Origin of the sequence: Allocoprobacillus halotolerans (assembly GCF_024399475.1) — a bacterium.
GTDB classification, from domain to species: Bacteria; Bacillota_I; Bacilli_A; order Erysipelotrichales; family Coprobacillaceae; genus Allocoprobacillus; species Allocoprobacillus halotolerans.
The window spans coordinates 1576232-1602410 of record NZ_CP101620.1 but is presented as its reverse complement, the minus strand read 5'-3'; the positions used below and the strand labels follow the sequence as shown (position 1 = coordinate 1602410).

At 32.7% G+C, this 26179-nt stretch carries 34 protein-coding genes, 3 pseudogenes and 1 other annotated feature; of the genes and pseudogenes, 6 read left to right on the top strand and 31 right to left on the bottom strand.

From position 1 onward, the window contains the following. Nucleotides 1–122 precede the first annotated feature (122 nt). The 17 genes and pseudogenes from NMU03_RS09475 to NMU03_RS09395 form a co-directional block, all read right to left on the bottom strand. A pseudogene (locus tag NMU03_RS09475) lies at nucleotides 123–673 on the bottom strand (class I SAM-dependent methyltransferase). Nucleotides 674–727: 54 nt separating this feature from the next. Beyond that, nucleotides 728–1099, bottom strand: a complete 372-nt coding sequence (gene rplL, locus NMU03_RS09470) for a 50S ribosomal protein L7/L12 (RefSeq protein ID WP_290137892.1) — start codon at nucleotides 1097–1099, stop codon at nucleotides 728–730. A 23-nt stretch (nucleotides 1100–1122) separates the two neighbouring features. Continuing rightward, a complete protein-coding gene (rplJ, locus tag NMU03_RS09465; protein ID WP_290137890.1) occupies nucleotides 1123–1638 on the bottom strand; it encodes a 50S ribosomal protein L10 in 516 nt (171 codons plus the stop codon). A 36-nt stretch (nucleotides 1639–1674) separates the two neighbouring features. Continuing rightward, nucleotides 1675–1792, bottom strand: a sequence feature (ribosomal protein L10 leader region). 15 nt (nucleotides 1793–1807) lie between these two features. Continuing rightward, nucleotides 1808–2491: a 50S ribosomal protein L1 gene (gene rplA, locus NMU03_RS09460; protein ID WP_290137888.1), complete on the bottom strand. Its 684-nt coding sequence runs from the start codon at nucleotides 2489–2491 to the stop codon at nucleotides 1808–1810. A gap of 23 nt (nucleotides 2492–2514) precedes the next feature. After that, nucleotides 2515–2933: pseudogene (gene rplK / locus NMU03_RS09455) on the bottom strand (50S ribosomal protein L11). A gap of 178 nt (nucleotides 2934–3111) precedes the next feature. Beyond that, complete coding sequence (gene nusG / locus NMU03_RS09450) at nucleotides 3112–3669, bottom strand: transcription termination/antitermination protein NusG (RefSeq protein ID WP_290137886.1); 558 nt, start codon at nucleotides 3667–3669, stop codon at nucleotides 3112–3114. A gap of 1 nt (nucleotide 3670) precedes the next feature. After that, a complete protein-coding gene (secE, locus tag NMU03_RS09445; RefSeq protein WP_290137885.1) occupies nucleotides 3671–3859 on the bottom strand; it encodes a preprotein translocase subunit SecE in 189 nt (62 codons plus the stop codon). Nucleotides 3860–3868: 9 nt separating this feature from the next. After that, nucleotides 3869–4018, bottom strand: a complete 150-nt coding sequence (rpmG, locus tag NMU03_RS09440; RefSeq protein ID WP_087357603.1) for a 50S ribosomal protein L33 — start codon at nucleotides 4016–4018, stop codon at nucleotides 3869–3871. Between the two features lie 38 nt (nucleotides 4019–4056). Next, on the bottom strand, nucleotides 4057–4671 hold the full coding sequence (locus NMU03_RS09435; protein ID WP_290137881.1) for a sigma-70 family RNA polymerase sigma factor: 615 nt from the start codon (nucleotides 4669–4671) through the stop codon (nucleotides 4057–4059). A 12-nt stretch (nucleotides 4672–4683) separates the two neighbouring features. After that, nucleotides 4684–5415, bottom strand: a complete 732-nt coding sequence (gene rlmB, locus NMU03_RS09430) for a 23S rRNA (guanosine(2251)-2'-O)-methyltransferase RlmB (RefSeq protein WP_290137879.1) — start codon at nucleotides 5413–5415, stop codon at nucleotides 4684–4686. Nucleotides 5416–5435: 20 nt separating this feature from the next. After that, nucleotides 5436–5846 (bottom strand): Mini-ribonuclease 3, encoded by a 411-nt coding sequence (locus tag NMU03_RS09425; RefSeq protein WP_290137877.1) that lies wholly within the window; start codon nucleotides 5844–5846, stop codon nucleotides 5436–5438. Next, nucleotides 5846–7183 carry a cysteine--tRNA ligase gene (gene cysS, locus NMU03_RS09420; protein WP_290137876.1) on the bottom strand — a complete coding sequence of 446 codons (1338 nt, stop codon included), beginning with the start codon at nucleotides 7181–7183 and terminating at the stop codon, nucleotides 5846–5848. Before cysS ends, NMU03_RS09425 begins: the two co-directional genes overlap by 1 nt. A gap of 116 nt (nucleotides 7184–7299) precedes the next feature. Next, complete coding sequence (locus NMU03_RS09415) at nucleotides 7300–7815, bottom strand: hypothetical protein (protein WP_290137874.1); 516 nt, start codon at nucleotides 7813–7815, stop codon at nucleotides 7300–7302. A 100-nt stretch (nucleotides 7816–7915) separates the two neighbouring features. Next, entirely contained in the window at nucleotides 7916–9343 is a 1428-nt protein-coding gene (glgA, locus tag NMU03_RS09410) for a glycogen synthase GlgA (RefSeq protein WP_290137872.1), read from the bottom strand. Continuing rightward, a complete protein-coding gene (gene glgD / locus NMU03_RS09405; protein WP_290137871.1) occupies nucleotides 9343–10449 on the bottom strand; it encodes a glucose-1-phosphate adenylyltransferase subunit GlgD in 1107 nt (368 codons plus the stop codon). Before glgD ends, glgA begins: the two co-directional genes overlap by 1 nt. 18 nt (nucleotides 10450–10467) lie before the next feature. Continuing rightward, a pseudogene (locus tag NMU03_RS09400) lies at nucleotides 10468–11513 on the bottom strand (glucose-1-phosphate adenylyltransferase); the annotation flags it as partial. Then, a complete protein-coding gene (locus NMU03_RS09395) occupies nucleotides 11475–11591 on the bottom strand; it encodes a sugar phosphate nucleotidyltransferase (RefSeq protein ID WP_290137869.1) in 117 nt (38 codons plus the stop codon). The gene NMU03_RS09395 and the pseudogene NMU03_RS09400, both read right to left, overlap by 39 nt. A 209-nt stretch (nucleotides 11592–11800) precedes the next feature. Between NMU03_RS09395 and NMU03_RS17660 the strand changes: the two genes are divergently transcribed. Further along, nucleotides 11801–12160 (top strand): cell wall hydrolase, encoded by a 360-nt coding sequence (locus NMU03_RS17660; protein WP_353956608.1) that lies wholly within the window; start codon nucleotides 11801–11803, stop codon nucleotides 12158–12160. 70 nt (nucleotides 12161–12230) lie between these two features. Then, complete coding sequence (gerQ, locus tag NMU03_RS09385) at nucleotides 12231–12533, top strand: spore coat protein GerQ (protein WP_290137868.1); 303 nt, start codon at nucleotides 12231–12233, stop codon at nucleotides 12531–12533. A 46-nt stretch (nucleotides 12534–12579) separates the two neighbouring features. Here gerQ and NMU03_RS09380 read toward each other — a convergent pair whose 3' ends face one another. From NMU03_RS09380 to yabP, 9 genes are read right to left on the bottom strand one after another with little or no spacing between them, the layout of a single operon-like run. Further along, entirely contained in the window at nucleotides 12580–12822 is a 243-nt protein-coding gene (locus NMU03_RS09380; RefSeq protein WP_290137866.1) for a hypothetical protein, read from the bottom strand. Nucleotides 12823–12842: 20 nt separating this feature from the next. Next, entirely contained in the window at nucleotides 12843–13799 is a 957-nt protein-coding gene (locus tag NMU03_RS09375; protein ID WP_290137864.1) for a bifunctional folylpolyglutamate synthase/dihydrofolate synthase, read from the bottom strand. Further along, on the bottom strand, nucleotides 13799–14452 hold the full coding sequence (locus tag NMU03_RS09370) for a uracil-DNA glycosylase (protein WP_290137862.1): 654 nt from the start codon (nucleotides 14450–14452) through the stop codon (nucleotides 13799–13801). Before NMU03_RS09370 ends, NMU03_RS09375 begins: the two co-directional genes overlap by 1 nt. Further along, nucleotides 14452–15270 (bottom strand): Cof-type HAD-IIB family hydrolase, encoded by an 819-nt coding sequence (locus tag NMU03_RS09365; RefSeq protein WP_290137860.1) that lies wholly within the window; start codon nucleotides 15268–15270, stop codon nucleotides 14452–14454. Before NMU03_RS09365 ends, NMU03_RS09370 begins: the two co-directional genes overlap by 1 nt. Before the next feature lie 6 nt (nucleotides 15271–15276). Continuing rightward, nucleotides 15277–16089 (bottom strand): Cof-type HAD-IIB family hydrolase, encoded by an 813-nt coding sequence (locus NMU03_RS09360; RefSeq protein ID WP_290137858.1) that lies wholly within the window; start codon nucleotides 16087–16089, stop codon nucleotides 15277–15279. Beyond that, nucleotides 16077–16874 (bottom strand): alpha/beta hydrolase, encoded by a 798-nt coding sequence (locus NMU03_RS09355; RefSeq protein ID WP_290137857.1) that lies wholly within the window; start codon nucleotides 16872–16874, stop codon nucleotides 16077–16079. Before NMU03_RS09355 ends, NMU03_RS09360 begins: the two co-directional genes overlap by 13 nt. Nucleotides 16875–16915: 41 nt before the next feature. Beyond that, nucleotides 16916–17209, bottom strand: a complete 294-nt coding sequence (locus NMU03_RS09350) for an FtsB family cell division protein (RefSeq protein WP_290137855.1) — start codon at nucleotides 17207–17209, stop codon at nucleotides 16916–16918. Then, the gene (locus tag NMU03_RS17655) at nucleotides 17181–17534 is read right to left on the bottom strand and encodes a hypothetical protein (RefSeq protein ID WP_353956692.1); all 354 of its coding nucleotides are present in this window, start codon (nucleotides 17532–17534) and stop codon (nucleotides 17181–17183) included. Before NMU03_RS17655 ends, NMU03_RS09350 begins: the two co-directional genes overlap by 29 nt. A gap of 56 nt (nucleotides 17535–17590) precedes the next feature. Next, complete coding sequence (yabP, locus tag NMU03_RS09345; protein WP_087244315.1) at nucleotides 17591–17884, bottom strand: sporulation protein YabP; 294 nt, start codon at nucleotides 17882–17884, stop codon at nucleotides 17591–17593. A 479-nt stretch (nucleotides 17885–18363) separates the two neighbouring features. Between yabP and NMU03_RS09340 the strand changes: the two genes are divergently transcribed. From NMU03_RS09340 to NMU03_RS18235, 3 genes are all read left to right on the top strand, one after another. Next, on the top strand, nucleotides 18364–18972 hold the full coding sequence (locus tag NMU03_RS09340; protein WP_290137853.1) for a recombinase family protein: 609 nt from the start codon (nucleotides 18364–18366) through the stop codon (nucleotides 18970–18972). Nucleotides 18973–19168: 196 nt separating this feature from the next. Next, nucleotides 19169–22282 carry an immunoglobulin-like domain-containing protein gene (locus NMU03_RS09335; protein WP_290137851.1) on the top strand — a complete coding sequence of 1038 codons (3114 nt, stop codon included), beginning with the start codon at nucleotides 19169–19171 and terminating at the stop codon, nucleotides 22280–22282. Between the two features lie 228 nt (nucleotides 22283–22510). Beyond that, nucleotides 22511–22669: a replication initiation factor domain-containing protein gene (locus NMU03_RS18235; RefSeq protein WP_494337156.1), complete on the top strand. Its 159-nt coding sequence runs from the start codon at nucleotides 22511–22513 to the stop codon at nucleotides 22667–22669. Nucleotides 22670–23159: 490 nt separating this feature from the next. On the opposite strand, the gene NMU03_RS09325 is transcribed toward NMU03_RS18235, so the two are convergent. From NMU03_RS09325 to NMU03_RS09310, 4 genes are read right to left on the bottom strand one after another with little or no spacing between them, the layout of a single operon-like run. Beyond that, on the bottom strand, nucleotides 23160–23432 hold the full coding sequence (locus NMU03_RS09325; protein WP_290137849.1) for an RNA-binding S4 domain-containing protein: 273 nt from the start codon (nucleotides 23430–23432) through the stop codon (nucleotides 23160–23162). Continuing rightward, on the bottom strand, nucleotides 23423–23569 hold the full coding sequence (locus NMU03_RS09320) for a hypothetical protein (protein WP_290137848.1): 147 nt from the start codon (nucleotides 23567–23569) through the stop codon (nucleotides 23423–23425). The genes NMU03_RS09325 and NMU03_RS09320 overlap by 10 nt, the downstream gene beginning before the upstream one ends. Next, a complete protein-coding gene (locus tag NMU03_RS09315) occupies nucleotides 23566–23940 on the bottom strand; it encodes an AbrB/MazE/SpoVT family DNA-binding domain-containing protein (RefSeq protein ID WP_290137846.1) in 375 nt (124 codons plus the stop codon). Before NMU03_RS09315 ends, NMU03_RS09320 begins: the two co-directional genes overlap by 4 nt. Before the next feature lie 7 nt (nucleotides 23941–23947). Further along, nucleotides 23948–24637, bottom strand: a complete 690-nt coding sequence (locus NMU03_RS09310; protein ID WP_290137845.1) for a glycerophosphodiester phosphodiesterase family protein — start codon at nucleotides 24635–24637, stop codon at nucleotides 23948–23950. 79 nt (nucleotides 24638–24716) lie between these two features. Here NMU03_RS09310 and NMU03_RS09305 point away from each other — a divergent pair, with 79 nt between their 5' ends. Continuing rightward, nucleotides 24717–25472 (top strand): Cof-type HAD-IIB family hydrolase, encoded by a 756-nt coding sequence (locus tag NMU03_RS09305; RefSeq protein WP_290142312.1) that lies wholly within the window; start codon nucleotides 24717–24719, stop codon nucleotides 25470–25472. Between the two features lie 23 nt (nucleotides 25473–25495). On the opposite strand, the gene NMU03_RS09300 is transcribed toward NMU03_RS09305, so the two are convergent. After that, the gene (locus NMU03_RS09300) at nucleotides 25496–26179 is read right to left on the bottom strand and encodes a manganese-dependent inorganic pyrophosphatase (protein WP_290142311.1); all 684 of its coding nucleotides are present in this window, start codon (nucleotides 26177–26179) and stop codon (nucleotides 25496–25498) included.

The following is a 26179-nucleotide window of genomic DNA, read 5'->3' as shown; positions in this document are numbered from 1 at the left end:
TATTATACTAGCATAGAGGCCAGTTGAAGTCAATACCAAATCAAAAATTTCAAAATTTCTTTTGAAACATCAAAAACAGTGTTATTTTACAGATTTTAATACAAAATATCCTTTATCTCTTTTTATAATTTCACAATTCCCAAAAACATCTTCCATCTTTTTCTTAGCAGACGGTGCTCCTTGTTTTTTTGAATAACAACAAACAATTCTCCAGAATCATTTAAATGTTGATATGCTTTTTCTAAAATCTCAAAAACAATTTTTTTACCAGCACGGATTGGCGGATTAGAAACAATCACATCAAAACAACCTGTAACATTTTCATAAACTGAGCTTTTATAAATACGAACATCATCCATTTGATTATATTGAAGTGATTCTTTGGCTAAAGCTAAAGCACGTTCATTCACATCAACCATATCCACTTTTAATGATGGGTAAACTTTTTTAGTGATAATCCCAGCGTTCCATAACCACAGCCAACATCTAGCAATGTTTTTTGTGATGAAGATAATTGAAAATTTTCTAACAAAACACGTGATCCATAATCAACACGTTCTTTAGAAAAAACACCTAAATCACTAATAAAAGTTAAATCATGTCCACGATATTGAAAATGAATTTGCGTTTTTTGAGATTTTAAATCAATATTATTTGTATAATAATGGGCCATATCTCTCTCCTTGTAAAAAAAGCCCTTAAATAAGGGCTTTTTAATTTTTAGAAATTATTTAACTTCTACAGTTGCACCAGCAGCTTCTAATTGTTCTTTAATTTTAGCTCCTTCTTCTGCAGGAATATCTTTCTTGATTTCAGCAGGAACTTTGTCAACTAATCCTTTAGCATCAACTAATCCTAAACCAGTGATTTCTCTTACAGCTTTGATAACAGCAACTTTAGTAGCACCAACATCAGTTAATGTTACAGTTACGTTAGCAGGAGCAGCATCAGCAGCAGCATCCCCACCAGCAACAACAGCTACAGGAGCAGCAGCAGTTACGTCAAATTTTTCTTCGATTGCTTTTACTAAATCATTTAATTCTAAAATTGTAGCTTCTTCTAAGTAAGCTAAGATATCTTCATGTGTTAATTTTGCCATTTTTATTTCCTCCATTTATTTAATTATTGAGCAGCTTCAGCTGCATCTCCACCCTTTTCATCAGCAACGGCTTGAATAATTCTTGCCACTTTAGCAACAGGTTCTTTCATACATGCAAGTAACATTGAGTACATACCTTCACGATTAGGTAATTGAGATACTGCCATAACTTCTTCTTTAGGTAAGAATTTACCTTCGATATAAGCAGCTTTAATTTGTAATGCTTCATGGTCTTTTGCGAATTTTGCTAAAACTCTTGCAGGAGCCACAGCATCATCCTTACCAAATGCTAATGCATTTGGACCAACAAGGTATTCTCCTAATTCATTCATACCTTCTTGCTCAACAGCTCTTTGAACTAATGTGTTTTTATAAACTTTGAATCCCACATTTTCAGCTCTTAAAGCTCTACGTAATTCAGTAACTTCAGCCACTGTTAATCCACGATATTCAACAACAACTGTTGATTGTGAAGCTTTTAATTGTTCACTTATTTCAGCAACGACTTGTTGTTTTGCTTCTAAGATTTCTTTTGACATTGTTACACCTCCTATGAAATTTTATATATGCAACAATATATCCGTGAAAAACTCCCACGACTAGCGAGGGAGTTGTCAATTCATTGACAATATCACCTCGGCAACTTAATTAAGGTTTCCCCGTTGCTGTCTACGGTATATTGATTGCGCCGATTGTATAGCCTCTATATTACATAGAAGCAACTTTTACTGAAGGACCCATTGTTGAAGAAATAGCAATATTCTTCATATATGTTCCTTTTGCAGAAGATGGTTTAATTCTTAATAATAAGTCATAAACTGTTTTGAAGTTTTCTGCAATTTTTTCATCATCGAAAGAAATTCTTCCGATTGGCATATGCACATTACCATCTTTATCAGTACGGTAAGTCACTTTACCAGCTTTTGTTTCTTGAACAGCTTTTGCAACGTCCATAGTTACTGTTCCAGTTTTAGGGTTAGGCATTAAACCTTTAGGCCCTAAAATACGTCCTAATTTACCTAATTCAGCCATCATATCAGGTGTTGCAATCATAACTTCGAAATCAAGCCATCCTTTTTGAATATCTTCAAGGATTTCTTTTCCACCTACAACATCTGCTCCAGCAGCTTTTGCTTCTTCAACTTTAGCTCCTTGAGTGACAACTAAAACTTTTTTAGTTTTTCCTGTTCCATGTGGTAACACAACAGCACCACGTAATTGTTGATCAGCATGTCTTGTATCTAATCCTAATTTAAATACAACATCCACACTTGCATCAAAATTTACTTTATTTGTTTTCTTTACTAAAGCAACTGCTTCATCAATTGGGTAAGCTTTACCTTTTTCAATAAGAGCAGCGGCTTCTTGATATTTTTTACTTCTTTTAGCCATTTTCTTTTCTCCTCTTCATTAAATTAAGCATCTAAGCCTTCAACTTTTACACCCATATTACGAGCAGTACCAGCTACGATTTTCATTGCTGCTTCTAAATCGTTAGCATTTAAATCAGGCATTTTGTATTCAGCGATTTCTTTTAATTTATCAGCTGATAAAGTTGCTACTGTTTGTTTAGAATCAGATGCAGCTTTTTTAATTCCACATGCCTTTTTGATCATTTCTGCAGTTGGAGCAGTTTTTAATACGAAATCAAAACTTTTATCTTCATAAATTGTCAAAACAACTGGTACAGTTTCTCCCATACGATCTTTTGTTTGATCATTGAAAGCAGTACAGAATTTTGGCATTTGAATTCCAGCACCTGCTAAAGCTGGTCCTGGTTTAGCTCCCCAGCAGGGAATTGAATCTTCATAACTCTTGTGACTTTCTTACTCACGCGACACACCTCCTATAAAAATTTGTCCGTGCTGTGGTACAGGATAGTCAATCCTCCCACGCATAGTAACACATATTGCGTCGTTTATTTATTATACATAAACTGCGTCCAATTGCAATAGTTTTTTATTGAATATATCAACTTTTTTACAAAAAAAGACCTTACATAGGTCTTTCGATTATAATTCCACTTTTTCTAATTGGACAAGTCCAATTTCCATCAAGTTTTCATTTCCTAAGAAATTAATAAATACTGAAGCAGATTCTTTTTCATGATCAATAGATTCTACTCTTCCTTGTTTTCCAGCAAATGGTCCTGAAATAACTTTAACTTCATCTCCAACTCCAAAATCCACTTCAAGCTGTGATGTTTGAATACCCATGCTCTTTAATATTGGATCAATTTCTTCTTTTGGTAATGGGAAAGGTTTAGCTCCACCACCAGATGATCCAATAAATCCTGTAACTCCTGATGTATTACGGACAATATACCATGCCTCATCAGTCATAATCATTTCAACAAGCACATAACCTGGAAACATATTTTTTGTTTTATTGATTTTTTTACCATCTTTAATTTCTGTTTCTACATGTTCAGGAATCACAATATTAAATAAACAATCCTGAAGTCCCATAGATTCAACACGTTTTTCTAAGTTTTCTTTAACCTTGTTTTCATGACCCGAGTATGTGTTAACTACATACCAGCGTCTTCCTTCATCATTCATTCCAGACATCTTAATTCATCCCCAATGCTTTTAAAATTAATGCAATCACTGCATCACTGCCATAAAAGTAAACTCCAAACAAAAAGCAAAAAACCAAAACAACAACTGAATTATAAGCCAATTCTTTTTTAGTTAACCAATGGATATTCTTGATTTCACTACGAACACCTTTAAGTGTACACCATTCTTTGATTTTCATGTTTACCTCCTATTTTGTTTCTTTGTGGATTGTATGTTTCCCACATTTTTTACAATATTTTCTTAGTTCAAGTCTTTCTACATTTAATCTTTTATTTTTAGTGACTGAATAATTACGTGATAAACACTCCGTACATACGAGAATCACTTTTTGTTTCATGTTCATCACTCCTTTACTGTTAATATAATTTAACACATTTATTTTGGCACGTCAATGCCAACTATTTTCTTTGAGTAACGATAAACCGCATTATACACGCTTTTCACAGAAATATGAAGCATTTTTGCTATTTCTATTTCATCATAGCCTATATTTTTATACTCCATCACCTGTTTTTCACGTGGTGAAATAATAGCATCAATTTGCGTCGAATAATATGTTTCAGTCTCTTTAACAAACAGTTCAACATCAGGCTGATATCGTTCATGTATATCAGCAACCATATCAACATAACGTGTTTTATTTTGCTCATCAGCATAACTATCTAAAGATAAAATCTTGGTTTCTTTACGATAACAAATATCTTTATTGACGCGTAATAAACTCAAAATACGTTTTGTAATTGAAACTTTCATAAATGTTGACAGATTCGCTTGCTGATCATCACGATAGCTATCAATAACATCATGAAAGCAAATCATTGCCATTTGAATAAAATCTTCTAGCTCATAACCGCTAACAAAATATTTAGAAAAAGCTAACATCCATTTAGATGCAATGCGATAATAGCGCTTATATAATATTTCCCTGGCCTGTTCACTGCCACATCGCATTAAATAAACCAATTCATCATCATTGTTGTAGCGTTTCATGCTACCTCCCTTCTACTTTAAAGGATGACGTGAATTGTAAATCTGATAAAGTATAACTGCCGAAGCAACAGATGCATTTAATGAAGTCACATGTCCTGTCATTGGTAAGACAACATTCATATCACAGTTTTTTCTTACCAAACGGGAAATACCAAAACCTTCTGAACCAATCACTACAACAAGAGGCATATTATAATCAATAGAACGATAATCTTGTGATTGATTCAAATCACATCCTACGACCCAGAACCCTTGTTTTTTTAATTCATCTAAAGTTCGAGAAAGATTTGTCACTTGTGCCACTTTCACATGATCTATAGCCCCTGTAGAAACTTTGGCTACTGTTGATGACAAACCAACACTTCGATTTTTACCTATGATAACACCATCTACTTCAATAGCATCACAGGTTCTTAAAATCGCCCCTAAGTTATGTGGATCCTCTAAACCATCCAACATCAACAACAATGGTTGTTTTCCCTGAGGAATAGCTTGAATAATTTCATCAAGAGAATAATAACGATAACTTTCCACCACCGCAACAATTCCCTGATGAACGACTTGACCAACAAGCTGAGTTAATTCATCTTTATGACGCACCATATGCACTTTTACATTCTTTGCTTTTGCTAAAGAAAGAACTTTATCATCTTTTGCATTTTTCATCAAATAAACCTCATAAACAGGCTTATTTCCCTTTAAAGATTCAATAACTGTATTTTTTCCATAAATATATTGTGTCATATTTTTTCACTCCATGCGTCTCAAATTTGTCTCAATTTTTTCTCATTTTCACTCACAAACACCTTAAACAAATGAAAAATCTCAGCAATTCTGTCGTTTTCTTTCAACAAATACAAGTGTCCAATCAATGTTTCAAACCCCGTTGATTGATTATAAGTTATCAAAGGGGTATTTTTTGGAACATGACGACTCTTAGCATTTCTTCCTCTTTTATAAAAGCCTATTTCTTCTTCACTTAACCATTGCTTTTCAATTGCTTCATGCATAAAGGCAGCCTGTGCTTTCGCACTCACAAAAGCTTTTGCCTCTCTTTGCAAAACATCTGGTTTCATAATACCTTTTTCAACCAATAAATATTCCCTGACATAAACCTCGAAAACACCATCACCTAAATACGCTAAAGCTAATACATTCATCAATTCTGGTCTCATTATATAATTCCTTTATCTTGTAACTCTTTTCTTAATAAATCTGCCTGTTCAAAATTCTTGGCACTTTTTTCTTGTTGCCAACTTTGATATAAAGCAATATCTTCTTCACTTAGCTGTTTGACATCATGAACAAATCCCATACAATCTAACATCTTCACAAGAGTTTGATATTCTTGTGAGATCTTTGCATTATCTTTTTCTTTAACACGCATTAACTGATTTAAAACTTTAACTTGCCCTAAAATTTGTGTTAAAGCCAAAGATGTATTCAAATCATCACTTAATGCCTTAACCATTTCATCAACACTTTCTTTACAGTACTGATCTTCTAAACAACGATTCACCTGCAAATAAAGAGAAGCCTGTTTTAAAATATTCTCTACTTTATCAACTTCTTTTTTCACGTTATTTAAAACTTCATCAGTAAAATTTAATGGATTACGATAATGTGTTGACAACATTAACCACTTATAGACATTACATCCTAATTGTTCTAATAAATCTTTTGCCCATAAAACATTTCCTAAAGATTTAGACATTTTCTGATTATTAATATTAATCATCTGATTATGCATCCAAATATGTGCAATTGGATGATGATGGCAAGCTATAGATTGAGCAATCTCATTTTCATGATGTGGGAATTTCAAATCCTGTCCTCCCCCATGAATATCAATACATCCATTTTCAAAAATATCATTAATCATCACAACACATTCTGTATGCCACCCCGGTCTTCCTTTAGACCAAGGACTATCAAACTGAATACCTTCATCCGTCTTTTTCCACAATGCAAAATCTGTCGAACTTTCCTTTTTATCATTATCATCAACACGTTCACTTGCCCCAGCAATCAAATCTTCAATTTTAATTCCTGATAACATTCCATACTCTTTAATCTTTGTCACTCTAAAGTAAACATCTCCATCTACTTCATACGCATAACCCTGTTTAACCAAATCATCAATAAAATCAATGATTGGTTGCATTGTTTCTGTAACACGAGGAGCATATGTTGGAAACAACAAATTTAAACCTCTACGAACATCTTCATAAGCCTGAATATATTTATCAGTCAATTCTTTTTCACTGATACCTTCTTCTTTGGCTGCTTTGATAATCTTATCATCGACATCTGTAAAATTAGATACAAAAGTCACTTGATATCCTAAATACTCAAAAGTTCTTCTTAAAATATCAAAAACAATCATAGGTCGTGTATTACCAATGTGTGCATAGTTATAAACCGTTGGACCACAAACATAAATACTCACTTCTCCCTCTTTAATAGGGACAAATTCTTCTTTTTTATTGGTTAATGAGTTAAATAGTTTCATTTCTATTCCTCCTTAAATAAAAAAGCAGATGATAAAGACTCCTCTTTATTAACTTTATCAAATGCTTTATAAACTCTTTATCAATACTATAACAAATTCATTTTTGTTAATCAAGATTAATGATGCACTGTCAAAGATTCTAAATACTGTTTAACAATATCAATCTGGTCTTCATAGACTTTTTCTGGAGCCTGATAGCTATAAACATAGCTGGCATCTTCTGTAAAATATACCATTTGGACAAATTTCATTCCCGTTGCCTGATATGTTCCTGTAAACTCATAACAGCTAATTCCACTTGGAATGGTTTCTCGTTGGAAATAAATATCAATCGCACCATCTTCTTCTAGCTGTCCTTCATAGAGTTGTGGAAGTTCTTCTAAAACATTATCTGTATCATCAATTATTGTCGCATAAATATATGAGGCATCATCTTTAATAAAACGTACATCTTTTTGATTTTCATGATTGGCATCCAATTGAAAATCTTTAGGGTAGTAGAAAGAAACCAGATCTGTGACTTCATATAAATTCCCATCTCTTTCTAAAGATACTTTTACGTCACCTTGTTCACAGGCAAATAAGCATCCCATCAACAAAAAAACCGTAAAAATTTTGATGAATACTTTCATCTTCCTCCCTCCTTACGAAAACATTGTACTAAACTCAAACTCGAAAATCAAATAAAATTTCTTTTTCAAACAAAAGAGATAGGTTTCCCTATCCCCTTTATTAATCTAACAATGAATTGAAAACTTTCAAATAGGCATCAGCACTTTTATCCCAATCAAGTTTCGCTTCCATTGCACGATGTACTAATCCTTGCCATTGTTCTTTATCTTGATAAACCTTTAATGCGTAATCAATAATATCCATCATTTCATGAGCATTATAGTTTGTAAAGCTAAATCCATCTCCAGTATTATTGAACTCATTATATGGTTCAACACTATCTTTTAATCCACCTGTTTCTCTTACAATAGGAATTGTTCCATAACGAAGTGACATCATCTGTGATAAACCACAAGGTTCAAATAATGATGGCATTAAGAACATATCACATCCTGCATAGATACGACAAGATAATCCAAAGTCATATTTCAAATTTAATGATAATTTTTGATTATGATAAGCCGCTATTCCTTTTAATGGTTCTTCATATTTTTGATCACCAGCACCTAAAATAACAACTTGCACATCACGTTTCATCAATTCTTCCATACGATTGATAATCAAATCTAATCCTTTTTGCCAAGTCAATCTTGTCACAATACCAATTAAAGGTACATCTTTATTTTCAGGTAATCCACATTCTTTTTGTAAAGCTAATTTATTGATAACTTTCTTTTCATCAACATTTGTAATATCAAAATGTTCAACAATTTCTGGATCTGTTGCTGGATTGATTGTATCATAATCAATTCCATTTAAGATACCATACAAATCATGTCTACGCATTTGTAAGATATTCTGCAATCCTTCACCAAAGCTATCAGTTAAAATTTCCTTAGCATATGTTGGTGATACTGTTGTGATAATATCACTATAATAAATTGCAGCCTTCATCATATTGAAACATCCATCGTTACGGCAGTTTCCATTATAATAAAGATAATTATCTAATCCAAAATGATCACTTAATAAAGCTGGATCACATTTTCCTTGATAAGCAATATTATGAATTGTAAAGACAACTTTAATTCCTTGATAATATTCATAATAAGCATATCTTTCTTTATATAGTGTCGCAATCATAGCTGTTTGCCAATCATGTAAATGTAGAATATCTGGTTTCACATCAATATGTGACAACAATTCTAATACTGCAAAATCAAAGAATGCAAATCTTTCATTATCATCATCATACCCATATAAACCTGGTCTTCTAAAATATTGTTCATTATCAATGAAATAGTAAGTCACACCATCATATTCAGCTTTAAAAACACCACAATAGCATTTTCTCCAACCTACCCAAATATCATAGTTCGTCACATATTCAAGTGTATCAGCCAATTTCATATCCTGATATTTTGGTAACACAACAATACATTCATGTCCTTTTTGAACAAGTGCTTTTGGAAGTGAACCTAAAACATCTGCCAAACCACCAGATTTAATATAGGGATTCGCTTCACTTGTCGCAAAAACTATTCTCATTAAACAACATCCCCTTCTCTAACATAAAGTGGTTCTTCTTCACCAATAAGTTCAGTTTTCTTTTCAATACGTGCATCTTTATCAATAATAACATTTTCAAGATGTGCTCCTGCACATACTTTAGAACCATTTAAAATGATACAGTTTTTCACAACCGCATTTTTTCCAATTGTAACATTACGTGACAAGATACATCCATCAACTTCACCATCAATCACTGCTCCATTAGCAACAAATGATTTTTTCACAATCGCATTCTTTAAATATTTTGTTGGTGGTGTATCATTTGTATTTGTAAAGATAGGCCAAGTACTCTTAAATACTTGTGTAGAAATATCCATATCCAAGAATTCCATACTTACTTTATAATAAGATCCATAAGAATCAATACATCTTGCAAATCCTTTATATTCATAAGCCATAATCTTTCTTTCATCACATAAATAAGCAAGTGTATCTCTCAAATTAAAGAATGAACTTACTTTTTGAGCATATTGAATAATCTTTAATAAGGTCTTTTTATTAATGATATATGTTTCTAGGGAAATATTTCTTTCTTTTCTATTCCCTTTATTATTCTTGATTTCCATAACTTGTTTACCTTTTAAACGTAAGAAATCAGAACCAACAAAAGCTTCATCAGCATTATTAATTTTTTGATAAACCATTGTGATTTCAGCTCCTGATTTTGCATGAGCATCTACAACTTCTGCATAATTCATAGTTGTAATAATATGTGCAGGTGCAATCACAACATAATCTGCTTTAGATTTTTCAAGGAATGCAATATTTTCCACAATGTTGTTGATATCATGATTGTACATTGGACTATTTGCATACTTTTCATTGTATAAAAGTGAAACTCCACCTGATTTAGAGTTAAAATTCCAAGAGTTTCCATTTCCTAAATGTTTAAATAATGATCTAGGTTTTTCCTTAATCAAAATACCTACAGTATCCACATTAGAATTTGACATATTTGATAAAACAAAGTCAATAATTCCATAACGACCTAAAAAGCTTACTGAAGCTACTGGTCTTCTTTCTGTTAAACCTTTATATGAAATATCAGAGTGTAAATTTATATATCCAACTACTTTTGCCATCTCGTTAACCCCCTCTTATTATGCATTGTCACTGACAAGTTTCACTTCTTTAGCGTCTTTATTAATAACTTCACTTGATTTCACCACAACACCTTCATCAATAATAGCTTTATAGATTTGGGCTCCTTCTTCTACCAATACACCTGGCATTAAGACTGAATCAACAACTTTTGCACCTTCACCAATATATACATTGTTGAATAAAACAGAACCTTCTACTTCACCATTAACAATACATCCTTGAGTGACAAGTGAATGTTTAATTGATGCTTTTTCACCAATAATTTGAGGTTTACTCAATGTATCTTCAGTATAGATTTTCCAATCTTTTTTAATGTTATAAAGATCTAATTCTTTATCATCTAACAAGTCCATATTCGCTTGCCATAAACTTTCAACAGTTCCAACATCTTTCCAATATCCAGCAAATTCATAAGCATATAATTTCTTATTGTCAGCTAACATCATTGGAATGATATTCATACCAAAGTCACGTTTACTGTTTTCATCTTCAGCATCAGCAATTAAGTATTTTCTTAATTCTTTATAAGTAAAGATATAAATCCCCATAGATGCAAGTGTAGATTTAGGATTTGCTGGTTTTTCTTCAAATTCATAAATCGTTCCGTCTTTATTTGTATTCATAATACCAAAACGACTTGCTTCTTTTAACGAAACATTTAATACAGCAACTGTTAAATCAGCACCTTTTTCTTTATGTGCCGCTAACATTTCAGCATAATCCATCTTATAAATATGGTCTCCTGATAGGATTAAAACATATTCAGGATCGTATTGATCTAAGAAGCTGATATTTTGATAAATGGCATCGGCTGTTCCAGCATACCAAGTTGCTCCAACGCCACCTCTTTCACGTGCTGGTAAGATTGCAGCTAGTGAGTTATTTCCATCAAGTCCCCACTTTGTTCCAGCACCAACGTATGTTCCTAATAGAACTGATTCATATTGTGTCAAAACTCCAACAACATCAATACCAGAGTTAGCACAATTACTTAAAGGAAAGTCTATAATTCTATACTTTCCTCCAAAATGTACAGCGGTTTCGCTACTTTTGCAGTTAAGGCTTCAAGACGTGTACCACGTCCTCCAGCTAAAATCATCGCAACAATTTCTTTTCCCATAATTTTTCCTCCTCAATTGTGATTATGAAAGTGCTTACCTATATATCTATTCTATCACAATCTCTTTTAAAAAATACTACTTCATGTCAATTTTCATGAAAAATTTTTGACTGTTTTTATGCATTTTCAAATATCATTGAAGTTATCAATATTTTTTGATTTGAAGCAACTTTTCTATTTTTTTCATATAGTAAAGAGAGGTGATCACAATGTCCCCAAGAATCTTATACAATGATTCTGATATTGAATTACTGGCCCGTATTATGAAAGCGGAGGCTTTAGGAGAAGGCGAAGAAGGGATGCTGATGGTCGGCAATGTCATTGTCAATCGTGTTGTTGCTAACTGTGATGTTTTCAAAAACACGCGTACCATTTCAGAAGTGGTTTATCAAAAAATGCCTTTGCCGGTGTCAACCAACCCCTGTTCAATCAACCTGTTAATGCTAAAGAAAAAGAACTCGCTTTACGTAATATTGATGGTTATCGCATTGAACCAGCAACAAATGCACTCTGGTTTAAAAATCCTGGCAGCAATGTCACCTGTCCCCAACAATTTTATGGTGAATTGAGTGGACGTTATAAAAATCATTGTTTCTACACCCCAGGTGCTAAATTAAGATGTGACTTATAGGAGGATCTATGGACACAAACAATCAAACAATCATTCCCGGAGGTCAAACCTCATCATTACCTACCCCAATTTCTGAACAAACTTATTTAGAAAACATTTTACGTTTAAACATTGGAAAACTTGGTACTTTTTATTTCACTTATACAGGCAGTGAAGACTGGCGTGATCGTATCTACAAAGGAACCATTGAACAAGTCGGTCGAGATCACTTTGTCGTACGTGATCCTAAAAATCAGAAATTTTATATTTTTCAATTTGTTTATTTTGACTGGGCCGAATTTGATGAACCTATCAATTTCAATATCCGTTAGCTAAAAAACCAATCAAAGAGTCATAGACTCCCGATTGGTTTTTTCATTATTTTTTTGTATTTGAATTTTGTAAATCAATTAAATACTTTCTAACTTTTGAAATAAAATGTAATGATCCTGTCACAACAATATGTTGTTTTTTAATATATGCTGTCTGCATGGCTTCAATATAACTATTAACAACAATTAACTGTGGACGTGGTTCAATTGTCGATAAATCTATCGCCCTTTCATCTTGAAAAGTTGTTAAATACACTGGATAACCCGCTTTCAACATAGCATCTAACATTTCATCTACATCACGATCATTTAAACAAGAAAAAATAATAGCAACATCTTTTTCTTTTTTACTCTTAAAGTTTGAAGCAAAGCTTTAATGCCTGGCATATTATGTGCTCCATCGATATCGACAGTAACATCTTGATAGGTCAGTGTTTCGTAACGCCCTTTCCAAGAGGCATCTTCAATCGCCGGTTGCGTTTTGAGTGGATCAAGCTTTATCAATTTAGAAGCAATAGTTAAAGCAAGACGAGCATTTGTCACCTGATAAATGCCTTGATTTTCTAAAGTAAAGGCCATATCACGATATCTAAAATGGAATGGATAACGAGAAACCTGATATTCAGGCACCACATACATCACAGCCCCCATAGCATCACATTGTTCTTGAAAACGTGCGAGAATTGTTCCTTTGGTTTCACTAGTAATAAACATTTGGTGGGGTTTAATGATACCCATTTTTTCATTAATAATATCATAAATATCACCAAGTTGTTTTTGATGATCCAAACCAATATTTGTAATAGCACTAACAATTGAATCAATAACATTTGTTTTATCATTCAATCCTCCAATACCCGTTTCAATAATACGATAATCTAAATCAAGTGATTGAAAATACGCCAACATAATTAACACATCAATTTCAAACATTGACAATTCATCTTCTTCAATAATAGCATAATACTGATTAACATATTTCAATAAATCTTCATCACTAATAGGGACATCATCCACACGAATACGATCATTATGACTAATCAAATAAGGTGAAGTAAACGTTCCTACTTTATAACCATGGGCATTGAGTATACTACGTAAATAATTCACTGTTGAACCTTTTCCATTAGTTCCAGCAATATGAATCATATTTTTCTGTTTCATTAAAATATGACATTTATTCAAAGTATCTCTAAAAGCATCAATAGGTCTTTTGTTTCTTTTTGATTCTATATAAGCAATTGCTTCATTAACATCCTTAAACATCATCGAATCCTCCAATCTATCGGTTCTATTCCCTGACTGATTAAAAATTGATTTGTTTTAGAAAAAGGCTTAGAACCAAAGAAACCACGATAAGCTGATAAAGGTGAAGGATGTGGACTTGTAATCACGCAATGTTTTGTTTGATCAATCATCTTTGCTTTATCAATGGCTTGTCTACCCCATAAAATAAAAACTAATGGTTTTTCTCTTTGATTCATATCTTCAATAATATGATTTGTAAAAATCTCCCATCCTTTTTCCTTATGTGAATTCGCACGATGGGCTTGAACTGTTAAAACAGTATTTAACAATAAAACGCCTTGATTGGCCCATGATGACAAATCACCATGACGTGGAATATCAATACCAACATCATCATGTGCTTCTTTATAAATATTGACAAGACTTGGTGGAATTTGCACACCTTTTGCGACACTAAAAGCCAATCCATTAGCTTGATTTTCTTCATGATAAGGATCTTGTCCAATAATCACAACTTTAATATCTTCATAATCTTTAAAATTAAAACAGTGAAAAATACGTTGACGTGGAGGATAAACAGTATGTATCTGATATTCATGATTAACAAAGGCTTCTAATTGTTGATAATAAGGCTGTTGGCGCTCACGATTAATAATTGTTTTAAAATCCATTAGAGAATAAACCTTTCAATAATTTCAGCAATCACACCTTCATTATTATCAGCTTTTGTCACAACATCACAAACTTTTTTCACATCTTCAACAGCATTTCCTGCAGCTACTGATAAACCAGCTACTTCCAACATTGGCAAATCATTATAATTATCACCCACAGCAATACATTCAGACAAATCCACTCCAATAATCTGTGCCAAATGTTTCAATCCTTGACCTTTATCGACACCAATCTTATTAAATTCCATATAACGATTAGAAGAATAACTAACAGCACACATACCTTCTGTAATATATTTCATTTGTGGTTCCAAACTCATTAAATAAGGAACATCTGTATTTTGAAACAAGATCTTAGAAATCGGTTCATCCTTTAAAAAATCCATTGAATTTTCTGTCATAATTTCACATTCAACCTGTTGTTCTTGAATACGTTTAGCTTCTGATTGGGATAAATTAAAAACATAAACCTTATCTTTTGTATAAATATGTTGACAAACATCCTGTTTTAATCCAAATTCAAAAATTTCCTTCGTCTTTTCAAAAGACAATCCTTCAAAATACAATAAATGATTATCTTTATTTTCAGTTAAAGCTCCACCATTAAAAGAAATAACATATTCCTTAGCAACATCATATAACCCCAACAATTTCAAATCACGTTGAATAGACATAAAACCACGTCCTGTTGCTGGTACAAACTTAACTCCTTTTTCCTTGGCTTGACGAATTAAATCAATATTTCTTTGACAAATCACATGTTGATCATTTAACAATGTTTCATCCATATCACTCGCAATGACTTTGTATTTCATAGTCCTCTACTCCTCCAATATAAATTTTTCAATAACTTCCTTAACAGCTCCTTGATCAAAATCTACAGTTGTCACATAATCACTCAATGACTGAATATCCTCGTTCGCTCCAGCCACACATATACCCAGACCTGCTGCTTCAATCATTGAAACATCATTATAATTATCTCCCACTGCAATAACATCTTTAATATCTATATGTAAATAATCAGCCAACCATTTTAAAGCAGCCCCTTTGCTGACTCCTAAAGGATTAAATTCCAAATAACGATAAGATGAATAACTCATGGCAAATTGACACTTAATCGTTTCAGGTAAATCTTTTTCAATGTTTTGAAGATAATCCATATCAGGTTTTACATATAAAAATTTAGCAATTTTTTCATCTTTCAAAAAATCCATATTATATTCATCAATCACAGTAAACGCTGCTTTTTGAGCTGTTTTTCTAGCAACTTCACTAGGATCCGCCTTAAATATATAACAATGATCCAAAGTAAAAATCATAACACAAACATCATATTTTTCACCTAAATCAAAAAGCAACTTTGCTTCTTGAAAAGACAAACCATGAAAAGATAAAATTCTGGCATCCTTATTTTCAACAATCAAACCACCATTAAAACAAATAGAATATTCATCAGCCTTTTGACTTGTTCCTATTTCCTTTAAAATTTCTTCAATCATGCCAAATGAACGTCCAGTTGCAGGAACAAAACGGACATTCTTCATCTTTTGGATTGCTTTTTGATTACATGATGGCACATGATGATTGACTAATAATGTTTCATCTAAATCCGATAAAATCATTCGATACATAATTCATCCTCCTCATACAAAAATGACATAAATAAAGGAACTCTTTGACGCCACTCGCTTTCATTATGATGCGCTCCTTCAAAATAATGAACCTGTAAATGTTCAACTTTAGGTTCTAAATGCTCATAAATCTCCTGATTACTTTCAATGTACCATTGATTGATGACACGATCATCACCACTTTCAAATTCACCTAAATCCAAATAAAAACGATTATCTTGGTCATATTGCTGATTTTCAATGATATCTATAAATTCATCAACATAAAACCAGAAGGCTGTTGATAAAGCGGCACATTTTTTAAAAACTTGTGGATATTGAAAAGCTGCATAAGCACTAATAACAGCTCCCATAGAGCTTCCTACAATTCCTGTATTATCCTTTTGCGTACGAAAACGTCGATCAATATAAGGCTTTAATTCATCTTTAAGCCAATTGATATATTCCTTTCCCTCGCCTCCTATAATCATTCCTTTTTGTTGTGTTTCCTGATAAGAGAGCACTTCATGAATAGGCCAAGGTCCATATTCATCCATACGTTTAAAGCCTTCCTCATTACATGGCAAAGCAACCAAAATGATATCCATCTTTGTTGCTTTCACATATTCTAAAAAGCCCCAGCTTACACCACTATATGATGTATAATCAAAAAAAGCATTTTGTCCATCCTGAATATAAAGCACAGGATAATCCTTGCTTTTTTGGTAATAATCATCGGGCAAATAAACAGTAATTTCACGTTCACGTTGCAATGTTTTCATTGGAAAACAAAATGACACAAACATCTTCTAACCTCCTTTGATAAGACAAAAAAATAAGCCCGAGCTTATTTCTTTGTTTCTGGTAATTTAATAACCTCTTCGTCATCATCAGGAAAAATATATTGCTCTCTTGCGTATCTGGCAACATAATCATCATCCGTTAAAAGTTCAACTTCTTCAGATAATTCTTGCTTTTCCTTTTCCAATTCTGCCTTTCTTTCTTCTAATTGAGCAAGTTGCTGTTTTTGTCCTATGACACGATAAGCATTCACTCCTAATGTATAGATCAGCAAAGCAGAAATACCAATATAGACAAAGCCTAAGAGTTTTTTATATCTTGGTGTTTTCTTTTTTGCCATTTTTCTTCATCCTTCCTATTCTTTTTTGTATTATACCATTAATATAACGAAAAAAGAAGATAAAAGGTGAGAATATTCTTTTGAAAATACGTACAATTTTCTCTAAGCCATACAAAAGATAGTAAGCATAATAACGACTATACATCAAATAGCCAAGAAATATAAAAATAAAAAAGCAACCCCTCAAAACACCTTCATTGAAAAAGACTAATCCAGCAAAATATAAAACTCCAAAGACACTCCCTATCAAACATTGTAAAAAATATCTTATCCATAAAGGTATACCATATAAAAAACGATTAATGATATGATAAACACCTGTCATCACAAAACCAAACAAAAAAGAATAGACAAGACATTGAAACTGTATAATTAATGACATTATTTCAAGAGTTTATTAAACATTTTTTCTTTAGGATGTTGCTTTTTCTTATCAGACACATATGAAATACTATCAATATTACCACGAATACTGACTTCATTTTGATCTTGATCCAAACGTACCAATGTCAACTCACTTCCTGTAATATTTAAATAACCAAGTGATGTTTCAATCAAAAATTCATAAGCATCAAAACTTTCTATCTTCTTAACACCCGTTAACTCTAAACTCTTACGATCTTTTAAACACACATGATGATAAGGCGTCTGTTCAAAATGTAAACTATTATCCATATTCAACCCTCCTACATCAACATATGTGATTCAAACTTTTTTATGCAAAAAAAGGCTACAAAATTGAGAAAAACTGCATAAATACAATATTTATCAACAAAACAACAAAAAGAAAACAAGGAAAATTACAACAAATGAAAGAGCCTTGTGTAACGACTTATAAAGAGAAATACAGAGTTATAGAAGAACGACGCTTGAAACAGAGCGTCTTTTTTCTATGTAGTGAAACAACAGACTATCTCATTGATGCTTGTTCGTTTATCAACGACTTCACTCATAGCTTGTCAAGAGCTGTTTGCAATGCAATGCGTCAGCACTCTTTACAAGTTATGGAATAAGTCATATCTTCTCAACGGAAAAATGGAACACAAATAAGACAACAAAATATTTTTCAAATGAAGCATTTTACTTTTACAGTAAGGTGCTTTTTTTGTTTATGATATTTCACTATATCCATGACAAAGGAGGAGTGATAAAGAATGGCAAAGATTTATGGATATGTACGAGTTTCAAGTATAGACCAGAATGAAGGACGACAGATTGTTGAACTATCAAAAAGGAATGTGATTTCTAAGAATATCTACATAGACAAGCAGTCGGGAAAAAGTTTTGAACGTCCGCAATACAAAAAGCTCGTGAGAAAGCTAAAACAGGGTGATTTACTCTATATTTTAAGTATTGACCGCTTAGGCAGAAACTATCTTGAAATACAGGAACAATGGCGAATACTGACAAAAGAAAAAGGAATTGATATATGCGTTATAGATATGCCCTTACTAGATACCAGAAACGGTAAAGATTTAATGGGGACATTCATTGCCGACCTCGTATTACAGATACTTTCGTTTGTAGCGCAAAATGAGCGTGAGAACATCAGAAAAAGACAGGCACAAGGAATAGCGGTGGCAAAAGCAAAAGGCATAAAATTTGGCAGACCAGAAATCAGGCTTCCGAAAAATTTTGGAGAACTTGTTCATGAATGGGAAAAGAAAAGACTTCCTCTGTCAGAAGTCTTAGATGTATGCAAAATGAGCGAAGCTACATTCTATCGAAAATTAAGGGAATATCGCCTATTACAGAAAAGGTAATTTGCTCTAAACTATCAAAAAGTACACCTTTTAATAGTCTACTATATCATCTATATTATAGTTTAAAATACTCTGTTTTTCAATGATTTTATCGTTTTAAACAGCCTTGAAGATGTTATTTTTTACTGTGACTGGCAGATTATGCATTTTGCAAAAGGTGTACTTTTTGAGAATAGTCAAGAAAGGAGTAGAAAAAATGAAAGCTAAAATTAAATGGAGAATGTCAATCATGCTTGTAATAAGTTTAGTTTTGTCCACAGTTTTTAGTGGTTCTTATGCTATTGTTTATGCAAAAGATAATGTGCAAAATGAAACAGAACAAGAAAACGTTAATGAAACAACGGATAACAATATATTGAGTACAGAACCAGATATTATTTCGTCAGATAGCGAAATGATTGAGAAGAACAATAAAATTGTAAATGAAGAACTTGCATTAAGTGATAGTGTTATTTATGTTGCTCAACAAAGTGTTGGACTTGCAAATGGAGAAAGTGCAGAAAATGCATTATCCTTTACTGACGCTATGACACAAGCTCAAGATGGAGATTCTTTTATTTTGGTAGGAGAAGTACAATTACCAAAAGATTGGCATAGTCCAGCATACAATATCACGATTTCTGGAGAAAATAAAGATACTTCTATTTTGCGAATGGCAAAAGGAAGTACTGCAAAAGAAAATACTGCTAGTATTACTTTAGAAAGCGATTTAACACTGGATAATTTAATGTTAGAAGTTGAACCTAGTGGTAGTCAATATTTATTATCTATGTTTGTTATCGTTGCGAATACACATAGACTTGTAATTGGAAGTGGTGTTCAAACAAATGAAGACACATCTAAATATAGCGGGGCTATCTTTGGTGGTGGTTATTATGAAGATGTTATTGGAAATACTTATATAGAAAACAATGGAACATTATTAGTCACTAAGATTTATGGCGGTGGAGTTGATAGTGATGTTACAGGTAATACCAATGTAATCGTAACTGGAACATGTACACAAATATTTGGTGGTGGTCTTAGTGTTTATAAGTCCCAAAATCCCGCTAATGTAGTAGGAAATACAAATATTACTATTCAGAACGCACAATTAACAAGCAAACCACATATTTATGGTGGCGGTGATGGAAGCAATGCTAATGCGATTGTAACAGGCAATGTTACGATTAATCATGACACTGTAAAAGATAGTGGTAAAAATATTTATGGTGCTGGTATAGCCAGAAAAGGAGATGCCTATGTTGGCGGAAATGTGAATATCACGGTCAAAAATTATGATATGTCAAAGAACAATACGACTATTTATGGTGCAGGGTCTGGGAGTTTTACAAATTCTAAATCAGCAGGAGTTAAAGGAAATGTAAGCATTACTTATGAGAATGGAAATTTTGGAGATATTTACGGTGCTGGTGAAGAAAAGGCTAATGTAGATGGAACTACAGAGATAACTTTAAGAAATATAGATGGAACACCAAATGTATACGGTGGTGGAAAAGGAAATGAAGACAATAAAGTAGTTAGCCAAAAAGCGGTAACAATCAATCTTTTAAATACACGAGTAAGACTTCATACACAAGGTAAATATGCCCAAGTCAAAGGTTTAGTTACCGTGAATTTATATGGTGGAGGAGCTGATCGTAATATTGATTCAGTCGGCAGTGATTTGTATAACCGTATGGCAACAAGTGGAACTAAAAATGAATATGATAAGAGTTATAAAGCGAATGTGAATGTTGTCGAAGGAATCAATACAATTACAACTATTCATGATTTTGATAATGTAAATATCACAAACGGTTCATTATTAGAACATGTAAGGGAATACAACGGAAGTGCAACGAGTACCAATGGTCCAAGAGAAATATTTAATAACGTACAAAATGTTACAATAGGAACGACTGGAACTTTAGATTTATTGGGAGATAATACCATCTTAGGTAATTTCAACTCAGCGGGAAATCTAACAACTATGGCTGGAGCCAAATTAATAGTAGAAAAAACTGTGTCTTCTAGTACAGGAGCTTCTTATACATCAAGTAATGCACAAGAATCTTATGAACAAAGTTATGCATTCTTGCAGACAAAACAAGATACAACTCCTGTATCACAGTTTGCTTCGACAGATACTGCATTTTTTGTAGATAATCGAAGTGTTAATTTATCCAATGGAATCCAAAGAGAATGGTATTTGAATGTTCATGCTTACGATGTAATCTTTGAAGAAAATGGTGGTACAGAGGTTGCTGACTTAAATGATGTTAAATATGGTACTAAAATCACTGAACCTCAAACAACAAAAGTTGGGTATCAACTTATTGGTTGGTATAAAGAATCCGCATTAGAAAATCTGTGGGATTTTAATAAAGACATAGTTGAAACTGATTTAACTCTATATGCGCAATGGAACGCAATTCCAGTAATTGACGCAAAAAATCAAACTTTAATTGTTGGAGATGTATTCAACCCACTCAAAGATGTAACTGCATTTGATAAGGAAGATGGCGACCTTACAGGAAAAATCGAAATCTTAAAGAATGAAGTTGATACATCAAAGGCAGGAACATATAGTGCTACATATAAAGTAACAGATAGTAAAGGTGCTTCTACAACAAAGACAATATATGTAACAGTCAATCCCAAAATAGAAGAATTAAATCATGTTCCAACAATCAACGCAAAGAATAAAACACTAACGGTTGGTGATACATTTGACTCACTCAAAGATGTAACTGCATTTGATAAGGAAGATGGCGACCTTACAAGAAAAATCGAAATCTTAAAGAATGAAGTTGATACATCAAAGGCAGGAACGTATAGCGCTACATATAAAGTAACAGATAGTAAAGGTGCTTCTACAACAAAGACAATATATGTAACAGTCAATCCCAAAATAGAAGAATTAAATCATGTTCCAACAATCAACGCAAAGAATAAAACACTAACGGTTGGTGATACATTTGACTCACTCAAAGATGTAACTGCATTTGATAAGGAAGATGGCGACCTTACAAGAAAAATCGAAATCTTAAAGAATGAAGTTGATACATCAAAGGCAGGAACATATAGTGCTACATATAAAGTAACAGATAGTAAAGGCGCTTCTACAACAAAGACGATAAAGGTTACTGTAAAAGAAAAAGTTCCAGTTAACCCACATAAGCCAGAAAAACCTGATACAACAGATAAAGCACCAAAAACAGGCGATCAAACAAATACAGGTTTATTTACTGTTCTGCTTTCCATGAGTGCACTTGGTATCGCTGTATTAACGGTATTAAAGAAAAAGAAAGCGTTGGAGCATAAATAGGAAGATTTTTAGAAATCTTGAAAGATAAAAAGCGAAATGCTGTATTTACAAGGCAAAACCGCTTTTAACAGGGTATTAACTAAAAGGCACTCATTTAACACATAAAATTGAATAAGACATAGGAAAGACAGTTGATTTCAAATAAGAGATTGATTGTCTTTTTCTTTTGCAGAAATGTAAGTATAGGCAATTATCAAATATGGTAGTTGCCTTTTTTGATTGGAGGAATTGAAGAATGAACGAGCCTATTATACAGTTGTAGATTTACTGACCTATCGTGACGCTGAACGCACCTCTTTTTCTATCATCAATCATTATGTCCGCTTTGTTGACAGAGAGGACGATAAACCGAAAAGTCAATGGAAAACGAATGATGATTGGGCTTGATTTGTAGGAGAAAACAGAGAACCGATACGCTTAACCACAAAGCCAGAGCCTTACACTTTACAAAAGGCATTGTATTGGCTACAAAGATAGGTTGCACCAACGATAAAAATGGTACAGGCATTGGACGAAGAAAATCATACAACGATACTGAAACATATGATTGAACAGGCAGAACTCAAAGACAACCCAAAGAATTTACAGTATATTATGGGACATTCTAACATAACAATCACACTCAACTTATACGCTCATGCCTCAGGAGTTGGGCAAATAAAGAAATGAGAAGTATGATAGCGTGATTTACAACGAAATGTACAACGATTGACAGCGAAGATATGCGTAGTGTAAACCCAGTTCTCTTTATAAGTCGTTACACAAGGCTCTTTCATTTGTTGTAATTTTTCTTGTTTTCTTTTTGTTATTTTGTTGATAAATATTGTATTTATGCAGTTTTTCTCAATTTAGTATCTGTTTTTAGAAGAAAAAAAGGCTACAAAATCGTAACCTCTTCTTTCCTCTTTTCTTCAATAATATCATATAACATATGACTATCATCCTTTAAGACATGATCTTTTAATTCTTTCACTTGGACAGTCAAAAGACTACGCCCAAATTCTACTTCAATGATATCACCAATCTTGAGCTTGGTTGATGGCTTTGCAATCTTGCCATTCACTTTCACACGTGATGCTTCACTCATTTCCTTAGATAAGGTTCTTCTTTTAATAATTCTTGATACTTTTAAAAATTTATCTAAACGCACGATTCTATTTCCTCCTCAATAATATCTTTCACAAAATCAAGCAATGCCTGATCCATTAAGTAATAAGGTGTCTGATGACTTAACATCAATAAAGCCCCTTGTATTTGTTGTTCATAAAGCAATGGAAAAATCGTCACTTTTTCCTCTTTACCAAAAAATCCATAGCGACTTCTATTTGTTGTTCATTTTTCTTTAACTGCAACAAAAAATCCTTTGTTAAATCACGTCTTTGATATTTAGCCAAACCATCTGATGAACAAACAACGATACATTTTTTATCACATAATAAAAATGTATTATGATACTTGCTATACAATCTTTCCAATAAGATTTGAATTGTTGGACTTAATTTATATAACATCGAAAACTTTGTCAAAATAATATGATTGTGTTCTACTGCAAAAGCAACACTTTCGCCTTCTTTCAACATCAGTTGTTTTCTAATTTCTTTAGGAATCACAATTCTTCCTAAATCATCAATTCTTCTAACCATTCCAGTTGTTTTCATTACGCTTTCACCTCAAATATTCATTTGATATTAGTATATCCACTCCTAAGTCTTTTAATCTTTGATATTCAGTGAAATCGGGAATTGTCCATGAAGCAATTTGAATCCCATGTCTTTTTAATGTTGTGATAGTTTGTTTATCTAAAAAATCATAACGGGGATGAAAAGCACGAATATGATGTTTTAATAATTCTTGATATTTTTGTTCATAATGTTCTTCCATTAAATATCCAACATAAGCTTTTGGATCAAGTTTTTGCATTTTTAAAACAGAAGTTAAAGAAAACGAAGAATAATAAATCTGTTTCTCTACGCCCAATTCATGAACTAACTGATAAACCTTTTCTTCAATGCCTGGATAAGCAATGACATCAGTCTTTAATTCAATATTCACAACAAATGGTTTTCCTTGAATCAATACCAATAAATCTTCCAATAATGGCAACGGATAATAACCTGGATAACCATAAGAAAATGAATAATCCTGTAATTGTTTATAAGTATAATCTTGAATAAAACCACTTCCATTACTGGTACGATCAATGGTTTCATCATGAATCAAAACAAGTTTACCATCTTTAGTCATATGAACATCGGTTTCCACCCCATCAAAACCTCTTCGATAGGCTTGAATAAAAGCTTCCATTGTATTTTCGGGATAATGCGCACTATATCCACGATGAGCTAATAATTTCATATCTTTATCACCTGCACTATGCTATAATATTATACTATAAATGCGAGGTGTTACAAATGATTAAAGCTATTTTTTTGATATTGATGGAACCTTATTATCCCATCATAGTCAAAGTGTTCCGGAATCTACTAAGTTAGCATTAAAAATACTGAAAGAAAAAGGAATTTATACTTTTATTGCAACGGGTAGACATATTTCTGAAATCAAAGATTTACCTTTAGAAAATTTAGAATTTGAAGGTTATATTACATTAAATGGACAATATTGTTATAACAGAGATGGTGTGATTTATGCTTTACCAATCCATCAACAAGATATTCAGCAAGTTTTGAATCTTATTGAAGAAAAGCCATTTCCTTGTATTTTTGTTGAAGACGAGAAAATGTATATCAATTATCACAATCAAGCTGTCGAAAAAGTCCAAAACGCCATTTCTACACCATTACCTGATCTTGGTGATTTAAAACGTGGTTTAACACATCCTATCTATCAAGTGATTCCCTATGATGTCACTGTAGCACAGGAAAAGGCTATCTTAAAACAAATGCCCCATTGTCAACATACCCGTTGGCATGATTTAGCCATTGACATTATTCCACGTGAGGGTGGCAAACAAAATGGTATTTTAGAAATCTTAAAACAATACCATATCAAGATTGAAGAAACAATGGCTTTTGGAGATGGGCATAATGATATAGATATGCTAGAATGTGTACATATTGGTATTGCGATGGGCAATGCCAATGATGAAGTCAAAAGCCATAGTGATGATGTGACTGATGATATTGATCATGATGGTATTTACAATGCTTTAAAAAAATATCAAATCATTTAAAAAATGCAGGGTTTCCTGCATTTTTATTGTGTTAAAACTTCTGTAATCACTGGTACAACTTGTTTCTTTCTTGAAATAACACCTGGTAAACTTGCTTGTTGATCAACAAGTTCAACATGGAAAGCTGTTTCCACATAATCTTTACGTGGTCCTGCAACTAACACTTCACTTGTCGCATTAATAACATCTGTCAACAACAACATTGCAAATTCCATATGGTTATCTTTAGCCACTTTTTCCATATAAGCCAACATATCTTTCTTATATGGGGCAAACCCTTCAATATCCATTGTATTGACTTGAGCCACACCAGCAGATAAATCACCAAATGCGAATTTCTTATAATCTTGATTGAAGATTTCTTCCACTGTTTTTCCAACAAGAGAAGTTCCAGCTTTAAACATGCTCATACCAAATTCTTTAATATCAACCTCAGCAATTTCTGCCAACTCTCTTGCGATTTTTGTATCTGTTGGTGTACATGTAGGAGATTTAAATAATAGTGTATCACTAATAATAGCCCCTAACATTAACCCCGCCATATCTTTAGGAATTTCAATACCAGATTCTTTATAACATTTCGCAACAATGGTAGCCGTACATCCTACTGGTTCCGCTCTAAATAACACTGGTCCAATCGTTTGAATATCAGCTACTCTATGATGGTCTACAATTTCTAAGATTTCAGCTTCTTCAATACCATCAAT

Coding starts and splice junctions, on each gene's coding strand:
- rplL (WP_290137892.1), bottom strand. CDS start 1,099: ATGGCAAAATTAACACATGAAGATATCTTAGCTTACTTAGAAGAAGCT.
- rplJ (WP_290137890.1), bottom strand. CDS start 1,638: ATGTCAAAAGAAATCTTAGAAGCAAAACAACAAGTCGTTGCTGAAATA.
- rplA (WP_290137888.1), bottom strand. CDS start 2,491: ATGGCTAAAAGAAGTAAAAAATATCAAGAAGCCGCTGCTCTTATTGAA.
- nusG (WP_290137886.1), bottom strand. CDS start 3,669: ATGTCTGGAATGAATGATGAAGGAAGACGCTGGTATGTAGTTAACACA.
- secE (WP_290137885.1), bottom strand. CDS start 3,859: ATGAAAATCAAAGAATGGTGTACACTTAAAGGTGTTCGTAGTGAAATC.
- rpmG (WP_087357603.1), bottom strand. CDS start 4,018: ATGAAACAAAAAGTGATTCTCGTATGTACGGAGTGTTTATCACGTAAT.
- NMU03_RS09435 (WP_290137881.1), bottom strand. CDS start 4,671: ATGAAACGCTACAACAATGATGATGAATTGGTTTATTTAATGCGATGT.
- rlmB (WP_290137879.1), bottom strand. CDS start 5,415: ATGACACAATATATTTATGGAAAAAATACAGTTATTGAATCTTTAAAG.
- NMU03_RS09425 (WP_290137877.1), bottom strand. CDS start 5,846: ATGAGACCAGAATTGATGAATGTATTAGCTTTAGCGTATTTAGGTGAT.
- cysS (WP_290137876.1), bottom strand. CDS start 7,183: ATGAAACTATTTAACTCATTAACCAATAAAAAAGAAGAATTTGTCCCT.
- NMU03_RS09415 (WP_290137874.1), bottom strand. CDS start 7,815: ATGAAAGTATTCATCAAAATTTTTACGGTTTTTTTGTTGATGGGATGC.
- glgA (WP_290137872.1), bottom strand. CDS start 9,343: ATGAGAATAGTTTTTGCGACAAGTGAAGCGAATCCCTATATTAAATCT.
- glgD (WP_290137871.1), bottom strand. CDS start 10,449: ATGGCAAAAGTAGTTGGATATATAAATTTACACTCTGATATTTCATAT.
- NMU03_RS09395 (WP_290137869.1), bottom strand. CDS start 11,591: ATGGGAAAAGAAATTGTTGCGATGATTTTAGCTGGAGGACGTGGTACA.
- NMU03_RS17660 (WP_353956608.1), top strand. CDS start 11,801: ATGTCCCCAAGAATCTTATACAATGATTCTGATATTGAATTACTGGCC.
- gerQ (WP_290137868.1), top strand. CDS start 12,231: ATGGACACAAACAATCAAACAATCATTCCCGGAGGTCAAACCTCATCA.
- NMU03_RS09380 (WP_290137866.1), bottom strand. CDS start 12,822: ATGTTAGATGCTATGTTGAAAGCGGGTTATCCAGTGTATTTAACAACT.
- NMU03_RS09375 (WP_290137864.1), bottom strand. CDS start 13,799: ATGTTTAAGGATGTTAATGAAGCAATTGCTTATATAGAATCAAAAAGA.
- NMU03_RS09370 (WP_290137862.1), bottom strand. CDS start 14,452: ATGGATTTTAAAACAATTATTAATCGTGAGCGCCAACAGCCTTATTAT.
- NMU03_RS09365 (WP_290137860.1), bottom strand. CDS start 15,270: ATGAAATACAAAGTCATTGCGAGTGATATGGATGAAACATTGTTAAAT.
- NMU03_RS09360 (WP_290137858.1), bottom strand. CDS start 16,089: ATGTATCGAATGATTTTATCGGATTTAGATGAAACATTATTAGTCAAT.
- NMU03_RS09355 (WP_290137857.1), bottom strand. CDS start 16,874: ATGTTTGTGTCATTTTGTTTTCCAATGAAAACATTGCAACGTGAACGT.
- NMU03_RS09350 (WP_290137855.1), bottom strand. CDS start 17,209: ATGGCAAAAAAGAAAACACCAAGATATAAAAAACTCTTAGGCTTTGTC.
- NMU03_RS17655 (WP_353956692.1), bottom strand. CDS start 17,534: ATGACAGGTGTTTATCATATCATTAATCGTTTTTTATATGGTATACCT.
- yabP (WP_087244315.1), bottom strand. CDS start 17,884: ATGGATAATAGTTTACATTTTGAACAGACGCCTTATCATCATGTGTGT.
- NMU03_RS09340 (WP_290137853.1), top strand. CDS start 18,364: ATGGCAAAGATTTATGGATATGTACGAGTTTCAAGTATAGACCAGAAT.
- NMU03_RS09335 (WP_290137851.1), top strand. CDS start 19,169: ATGAAAGCTAAAATTAAATGGAGAATGTCAATCATGCTTGTAATAAGT.
- NMU03_RS09315 (WP_290137846.1), bottom strand. CDS start 23,940: ATGAAAACAACTGGAATGGTTAGAAGAATTGATGATTTAGGAAGAATT.
- NMU03_RS09310 (WP_290137845.1), bottom strand. CDS start 24,637: ATGAAATTATTAGCTCATCGTGGATATAGTGCGCATTATCCCGAAAAT.